Origin of the sequence: Sphingobium sp., assembly GCF_048594625.1 — a bacterium.
Taxonomy (GTDB): domain Bacteria; phylum Pseudomonadota; class Alphaproteobacteria; order Sphingomonadales; family Sphingomonadaceae; genus Sphingobium.
This window is the reverse complement of record NZ_JBMDWL010000023.1, coordinates 1-4,102: the sequence shown is the minus strand read 5'-3', so window position 1 is coordinate 4,102 and position 4,102 is coordinate 1. Positions and strand designations below refer to the sequence as shown.

Annotated in this window: 4 protein-coding genes and 1 pseudogene; 3 read left to right on the top strand and 2 right to left on the bottom strand. The window is 63.7% G+C overall.

Annotation, left to right across the window (positions count from 1 at the left end; genetic code table 11):
• Nucleotides 1-273 precede the first annotated feature (273 nt).
• The 3 genes from ACOJSJ_RS02750 (at nucleotide 274) to trmFO (ending at nucleotide 3,349) form a co-directional block, all read left to right on the top strand.
• Nucleotides 274-822, top strand: coding sequence for a GbsR/MarR family transcriptional regulator (locus ACOJSJ_RS02750; RefSeq protein ID WP_420143457.1), 549 nt, complete (start codon nucleotides 274-276; stop codon nucleotides 820-822).
• A 68-nt stretch (nucleotides 823-890) separates the two neighbouring features.
• Nucleotides 891-1,880 carry an SRPBCC family protein gene (locus ACOJSJ_RS02745; RefSeq protein WP_420143456.1) on the top strand — a complete coding sequence of 330 codons (990 nt, stop codon included), beginning with the start codon at nucleotides 891-893 and terminating at the stop codon, nucleotides 1,878-1,880.
• Between the two features lie 125 nt (nucleotides 1,881-2,005).
• The gene (trmFO, locus tag ACOJSJ_RS02740) at nucleotides 2,006-3,349 is read left to right on the top strand and encodes a methylenetetrahydrofolate--tRNA-(uracil(54)-C(5))-methyltransferase (FADH(2)-oxidizing) TrmFO (protein WP_420143455.1); all 1,344 of its coding nucleotides are present in this window, start codon (nucleotides 2,006-2,008) and stop codon (nucleotides 3,347-3,349) included.
• A 12-nt stretch (nucleotides 3,350-3,361) separates the two neighbouring features.
• Here trmFO and ACOJSJ_RS02735 read toward each other — a convergent pair whose 3' ends face one another.
• Together ACOJSJ_RS02735 and ACOJSJ_RS02730 are read right to left on the bottom strand one after the other, a co-directional pair.
• On the bottom strand, nucleotides 3,362-3,826 hold the full coding sequence (locus ACOJSJ_RS02735) for an EF-hand domain-containing protein (RefSeq protein ID WP_420143458.1): 465 nt from the start codon (nucleotides 3,824-3,826) through the stop codon (nucleotides 3,362-3,364).
• A 47-nt stretch (nucleotides 3,827-3,873) separates the two neighbouring features.
• A pseudogene (locus tag ACOJSJ_RS02730) lies at nucleotides 3,874-4,102 on the bottom strand (hypothetical protein); the annotation flags it as partial.

Below are 4,102 nucleotides of genomic sequence, written 5' to 3'. Positions count from 1 at the left end.
CTAGCGGTAAGCCTATGAACCGCCTCCCAAGATGATGCGGTCAGCATCATCCACAGTGCCGCTGCAGCCTGTCCATCCCAGAACAAATATGCCGTAAAAGCGATGGTAAAAATTTAGAGGCCGACGATCCAGATTTTGGGCATATCGCATCGTTGCACAGGAAATGGCGGGTTCCAACGGACACTGGCTCGATAGCAGACAGTTCCCCATCCATGCGCCCTCTTGCGCCCTACACAAAATTCCGTTATTTCTGTTTTTACAGAAAGGAACGCCATGCCACTTCTCGACCATCCCGATGCCAAGGCGTTTCTGCTGCACTGGGGCGAAATGGGGACGCAATGGGGGGTCAACCGTTCGGTCAGTCAGGTGCATGCGCTGCTCTACCTGTCCGACCGCCCCCTGCCCGCCGACGAAATCGTCGATCAGCTGGGTCTTGCCCGATCCAATGTATCGACCGCGCTCAAGGAATTGCAGTCCTATGCCATCGTCCGCCGCGTGCATATGGAGGGGGACCGGCGCGACCATTTCGTGGCCGAACTCGACCTGTGGGACATGCTGACCCGCATCGCGGCGGAGCGCAAGCGGCGCGAAATCGACCCCACCATCGCCCTGATGGGCGAACTGGCCGCGCGCCTTGCAAAGGATGAAAGCGCGCCTGCCCATGTGCGCGAACGCATCACCCGGATGCACGAATTTCTATCGACGCTGGGCAACTGGTACGAACAGGTCCGCTCCCTGCCAAAGCCCACGCTGATCGATCTCATGAAACTGGGCGGCAAGGTCGCCCGCTTCCTGCCCGGTGGGAAGAAAAAGGGCGACTAGCCACCCAACGCCGCATTCTGCCCCGCTTATCCGCAGCATCATATCCAAACATTTCGGAGTTTTCAGAAATGTCTGACATTGACGACAGAATAGCAGTCGACACCACGCGCACCGCGACGCTCCGCATCCTCGGCGCGATCGGCACGGCCTTCGCCTTTGCATTGGGCGTCTATCTGTTGCTGGAGGCGGTACAGCCCGATGGCGGCCTTGTCAGCTTTTCCTTCCTGCTGGTCCTGCCCGCGGCGATCACCGCCTTCGTCACCTATGTCGGCGATCCGATGGCGCGGCGAAACCGGGCCTATTATTTGACGATGCCGCTGTGGCTGCTGGGCGCGGTGATGCTCATTTCCATCCCCGTACTGCGCGAAGGCATCATCTGCGTCGTCATGCTGGCGCCGCTCTGGATCGCCAGCGGCATGGCGGGCGCGTACCTCACCTACCGCCTGCGCGGTCGGGCGGGCGATGGCGGTACCTATTGCATGGCCGTCCTTGCCCTGCCCCTCATCGCCATGCAGGTCGAACCGATGATCCCCGTGCAACAGGCGACCGCGACCGTAAGCCGGTCCGTTATCGTCAACGCCAGCCCGGCGGACATCTGGCCCCTGCTGCGCGGCATTCCCGATGTCCGCCCCGGCGAAGGCGCATGGACGGTGACGCAGGATGTGCTGGGGGTTCCCCGCCCGATCGGCGCCTATATGCTGGGCGAAGGCGTGGGCGCGACCCGCATGGCGAACTGGGGCCGCCAGGTGCGCTTTCGCGAACATATCGTCGACTGGCAACCGGGGCGCAGCATTGGCTGGCGCTTCGATTTCCGTGGCCTCGACGCCTGGCAGTTCACCGACCGGCACCTGATGCCCGACAGCCGTTATTTCAAAGTGACGACCGGCGGATACCGCATGGAACCCGTCGCGCCGGGCCGCACCCGCGTTACCATCGACACCCGTTACTGGATGCAGACCCCGGTCAATGCCTATTCCCGCCTGTGGGGTGAAATTTTCCTTGGCGACATCGAAAATAATCTACTTGCCCTGATCAGGCAGCGGGCGGAGCGGTCCTGACCATCCTTCGCCCCGATTGTCCTACCGCGCGCCCATTCGCTATAATCCTTGCGCGGGATAACAATATGTCCCACTGGCGACCGGAAATTGCCTCATCAGCGGGAAAAGCGCGAAGTTAAGCGAATATGTCCAGTCATCAGGTCCACATCATCGGCGGCGGCCTCGCCGGATCGGAAGCCGCCTGGCAGCTTGCACAGGCAGGGATAAAGGTCCGCCTGTCCGAAATGCGCGGAGCGGGCGACATGACCCCCGCGCACCAGACCGATGGCCTCGCCGAACTGGTCTGTTCCAACAGCTTCCGGTCGGACGATGCGGACAAGAATGCCGTGGGCCTGCTGCATCAGGAAATGCGGCGGCTGGACTCGCTCATCATGGCGCAGGCCGAACCGGCAAAGGTGCCCGCGGGATCGGCGCTGGCCGTCGACCGCCATGTCTTTTCGGGCGGCGTCACCCGCGCCCTTGCCGATCATCCCAATGTGGAGATCGTGCGCGAACGCATCGACAGGCTGCCGACCGACGGCATGACGATCGTCGCCACCGGCCCGCTGACCGCCCCGCTGCTGGCGCAAAGCATCGGGCAGGCGGCTGGCATGGAACATCTCGCCTTTTTCGACGCCATCGCCCCGGTCATCCATCATGACAGCATCGACATGGATCAATGCTGGATGGCCAATCGCTGGGACAAGATCGGCCCGGCAGGTGGAGAGGGCAAGGATTATATCAACTGCCCGATGGACAAGGACCAGTATCAGGCCTTCGTTCAGGGTTTGCTCGACGGCGAAAAGACCGAGTTCAAGCAATGGGAGAGCAACACCCCCTATTTCGAAGGCTGCATGCCGATCGAAGTGATGGCGTCGCGCGGTCCCGAAACGCTGCGCCACGGGCCGATGAAACCCATGGGCCTCGACAATCCCCGCACCGGCCGCTGGCCCTATGCCGTCGTTCAGCTGCGACAGGATAATGCGTCCGGCACCCTGTGGAACATGGTCGGTTTCCAGACCAAGCTGAAACATGGGGCGCAGGTGGAACTGTTCCGCACCATCCCCGGCCTTGAAAAGGCGGAGTTCGCGCGCCTTGGCGGCCTGCATCGCAACACCTTCATCCAAAGCCCCAAGCTGCTGGACCCCACGCTGCGCCTGAAAAGCGCGCCGCATATCCGCTTTGCGGGTCAGATGACGGGGTGCGAAGGCTATGTCGAAAGCGCCGCCATCGGCCTTATCGCCGGGCGCTTCGCCGTGGCGGAACTGTTGGGCCGCACGCTCACCCCGCCGCCTGCCGACACGGCGCTGGGCGCGCTGCTCGGCCATGTGACGGGCAATGTGGAAACGGCGGACTATCAGCCGATGAACGTCAATTTCGGCCTGTTCCCGACGCTGGAAGATGTGAAGAAGAAACAGCGCAAGGAAGCCTATACCGCCCGCGCCCGCGCCTCCTTCGGTGTGTGGATGGGCGCGATGGAACTGGCCTGATCGCGCAAAGGGTCAGCATTTGCACTTCGGCTTTGCCGTGCGTTTGGGCGCAGTCGCGGCAAATTCCTCCGGTGTAAGCTTGCCGTCCCTGTTCGCGTCAGCCGCGCCGAAACGGTCGGATGTCGCAACCGCCCATTCCTCGAAGGACAACAGGTTGTCGCCATCCTTGTCCAGCGCCTTGAACGCCTTGGTCCGGCTGCCCATCATCTCGACGCGGGTGATGAAGCCGTCGCGATTGCGGTCATAACGGGCAAAGCGCTTCTCCTCGCGGCTTTGCGGGCTGGCCTCACCCGGCATCGGCGGCGCTTCCCCCACCGCATCGGGATCGCCTTCGGGCAATGCCTCCACCTCGGTCGGCGGCGGCGGCGCGCTGGCCAGTTGCGGCACCGGCGCATTGTCCGCCCGCCCCTGCCACCAGAACAGGCCGCCCGCGACCAGCAGCAACGCCGCCATGCCCCCCGCCAGCAATCGCCCCACGCCCGGCCCTCCCGTCATCGTTACGGGGCCAAGCCTATCCCGACATCCTAACGCCCGACAAGCGCGATTCGCAGCAATCGCCATGCCAGCGCACGCGGCATCCCGACCGGCGCGCCATGCCCCGCCAGCACATCCTGCCGCGCCAGCGTGAAGGCGATGCGCTGCGGCTTGGTCGCCCGCGTCCATTGCGCGCCCTCCGCCTGCGGCAGCAATTCGCGCGCCAGGTCGATCGCCGCGCTCGCCAGCGCCGCATCCCCGACATGCCCCGCCAGATCC